Below are 3753 nucleotides of genomic sequence, written 5' to 3' on the forward strand. Positions count from 1 at the left end.
GAAAATTTCTCTACAAGTTTACAATCATATCTTTTGAAAATGGATAAAACCATACCAACCCTTGCGTTGATTTTTGAACTGTGTGAAGGCGGGCGTTTTGAAATCAATAGAAATGCCCTTGAGAGAGCCTTGTATTGGGAAAAATATCTGATAAGTCACGCAAAACGTCTTTATGCGGCGGGAGATACATTAACAGCAGAGCGTGCAAAATTAATTGTCGAACGCTGTGATTGTTTACCCGATGTTTTTACGGCAAGAGACATTCATCAAAGAAGTTGGAGTTCTTTAAAAGACAATCAAGCCGTTAAGCAAGCTTTAGAGCTTTTATGCCGTTGCAACTATATTCGTGAAATAGCAAGTGATAATAGCTCTAAAAGCGGTCGACCTACCATACGCTATGAATGGAATCCTTTAGTGAAAAGTGATAAGACATCACAATAGGCAATCTGAAAATCTTATAAAACACTAAACTTCATAACCTTTATTTGTGTCATGAACCTTCAAAGTCTTTTTATCTCTTAATTTCGAGGATTTTGAAGGTTTTGAAGGTTCCTTTTACCCCTCCTTTTATATATTTTTTAATCGAAAATAAAAGTTGTTATATTTCAATTGGTTATTTTTATGAAGTTTTCAAAAAACAACCTATAGGGATATTATGAAGCTATAGATACAATTAATAATATATTTTGAAGGTATTTTGAGGGTTTGAGAAACCTTCAAAACCTATCTATTAAAGTCACTCGTAAAACTTATCAAAATAATCATTATGATTTCTTAAAGTACATACTTCATTTGTCTTGATTGACACATCAAACGATAAGCAAATTTCACTATTTTGCTGATCTAACCATATGTCATAGGCTGTTGATAAGCATCTTTTAAAAACCTCTTTTTAAAAACTATCAGCTTTTTTAGCACTTTTTTCCCATTTTTATAGATATTTGTTTTAAACAAATTTAATTAAATTCATTTTGATTCTTTTGATGATTATTGATAATCTCATAAGATAAGGGATTTTTATTATAATATGCTGCAATCTGTTAAGTCTGATAATAAACAAGTCACTTTACGCTCTCTCTTAGAATTCTACCGTGAAAAGGCTAAATCACCCCGTGAGTTGGGAACGTTGTTTGAAAACCTTGTGAAGGATTATTTCTCTGAAGACCCTCTTCAAAAGCAGGAATACGAAAAGGTTCAGACTTATTCGGAATGGGCTGAGGAGCATGATGAAGATAGGCGTGATATCGGTATTGATTTAGTCGCTACAATCCGTGATCAAGGAGGATATGCAGCTATTCAATGTAAATGCTATGATGCTTCTCACATCATTAAAAAAGAAGATATTAATAGTTTTATCGCTGCCTCTGGGAAGAAAATATTCACGCGTCGCATTCTGGTTGATAGCACCGAAAGCAATTGGAGTGATAATGCTAACAACACTTGTGATGGTCAAGAAGTTCGTATTCAACAGATTAATCTGTTTGATTTAGAAAACAGTCAAATCGATTGGGGGGCTTATAAAGAAAGAGGACAAGCCGTCCTTAAAGAGCAACCGAAAAAAAAGCTTTTAGATCATCAGATAGAAGCGCTTGAGAAAGTTTGTGAAGGTTTGCAAGAAGCAGACCGTGGCAAGCTTATTATGGCATGTGGGACGGGGAAAACCTTTACCAGTCTTAAGATAGCAGAACAAATAGCTGGAAAAGGTAAGCGTGTGTTGTTTCTGGTACCCTCTCTTGCTTTGATGTCACAAACAATCCGTGAATGGACCATTGATACAGAAATCCCCTTGCGTTCCTTTGCCGTGTGTTCGGATACACAAGTGGGCAAGCGTCGTAAAAGTAAACATGATGATGAATCTGGTCTTGATGCTTCTGATCTTGTCTTGCCGGCAACAACGGATGCGAAAGAACTTGCACGTAAAGCCAATAAGACCTCTCTTGATGTTATGACCGTGGTCTTTTCGACCTATCATTCCATTCAAGTGATTTCCGATGCACAAAAGGAATATGATTTACCCGAATTTGATCTGATCATTTGTGATGAAGCCCATAGAACAACTGGGATTGTTTTAGGAACAGATAAACATGAATCTGAATTTATCAAAGTTCATGACAACAGCATTATTCGAGGAAAAAAACGCCTCTACATGACAGCAACGCCTAAAATCTTTAGTGACAAGCTGAAAAGGAATGCTGTCTTATCCAATAACGTTTTGGTATCCATGGATAATGAAAAACTCTATGGCAAACAACTTTACACTTACAGCTTTTCACGTGCTTTAGAGGATAAGCTGTTATCACCTTGTAAAGTTGTCATATTAGTTGTCAACGAAAAAGAAGTAAGCCAATCCATTCAACATCTTATTACTGATAAGAATTATGAACTTATTCTTGACGATAGAACCAAGATTAATGGCTGTTATAGAGCCCTTACCAAAATGGATCTGAAACTTGATCTTGAAGATGACCCTAAGCCCATGCGCAGAGCTTTGGCTTTTTGCAAAGATATTGAGACTTCTAAACGCATATGCAAAAGATTCAAAAAAGAAAAAGTGCAAGAATCTTTGCGCGCTCTTCATAAAAACTATAAAGATATTCCCCCTCTTAACTGTACCTTTGCCCATATTGATGGAACCTTTAGTGCTAAAGAGCGGACAAAACAACTTGACTGGTTAAAGGAAGATGCAGGGGAAAATACGTGTCGTGTACTTACCAATGTGCGCTGTCTTTCTGAAGGTGTTGATGTTCCTGCTCTTGATGCCGTTCTATTTTTACACCCGCGCAAAAGTCAAATTGAGATTATTCAAGCAATAGGACGCGTCATGCGTAGAGCAGAGGGTAAAAAAAGAGGCTATATCATTCTCCCCATTGGGATACCCGCTGATATTCCGCCGGAAATAGCCTTAGACAACAACCAAAAGTATAATGTCATCTGGCAAGTTCTCAATGCTTTACGTGCACATGATGATAACTTTAATAAAATAATTCACCATATGCACAAAAAACAAGACGTAAGCCATGCTCTTGAAATCGTTGCAGCTTCTCAAGAACTTGCGTTAGAAGATACGACCACGGTTATTGATGATTTACCTGCACGCTCAAAATTAGAATATTCAGGACTTAATATTGGGTTAGCAACTTATGAACCCTCTCAAACACACGAAGTACAAGGAGAATTCCGCTTTTTTCCTAAATGTAAAGATGCCATTAAAGCTGCTATTGTTAAGAGATTTTACGACCCTAGCTATTGGAAAAAATGGGCAATAAATGTTGGTGATCTTGCTCAAACTCATATCACACGCTTAACTGAGATTTTAACAAAATCAGAAACTGAAACACGGCAGGTGTTTAATGATTTTATGACCGAATTGCGTAGCAATTTAAATACAACTATCTCTGAACAAAATGCAATTGAAATGCTTGCGCAACATCTTGTGACGCGTCCAGTCTTTAATGCTTTATTTGAGGGGCATCAGTTTGTTCAAGAAAATCCCGTATCTTGTGCTTTACAACGTGTACTCAATGCCCTTGATAACTTTACTCTTAAAGAAGAAACTCAAGATCTCAACAATATTTCTAGGAGTATACAATTTTACACGCGTGGAATTACCACTCTTGAAGCACAACAAAGCTTAATTGTAGAGCTGTATAATGAATTTTTCCGTTATGCTTTTCCACGTACAGTAGAAAAATTAGGAATTGTTTATACCCCCATTGAGGTTGTTGATTTTATCATTCATTCTGTTGATGATGT

Annotated in this window: 2 protein-coding genes; both read left to right on the top strand. The window is 36.4% G+C overall.

Annotated elements, in window-relative coordinates:
• On the top strand, nt 1-441 hold a 441-nt coding region (locus FS875_RS09460), incomplete at its 5' end, for a DUF3987 domain-containing protein (RefSeq protein WP_144756091.1).
• A 586-nt stretch (nt 442-1027) separates the two neighbouring features.
• Nucleotides 1028-3753 (top strand): restriction endonuclease (locus tag FS875_RS09465; protein ID WP_166428922.1); only part of this gene is annotated, 2726 nt, incomplete at its 3' end.

The organism is Bartonella saheliensis, assembly GCF_902162175.1.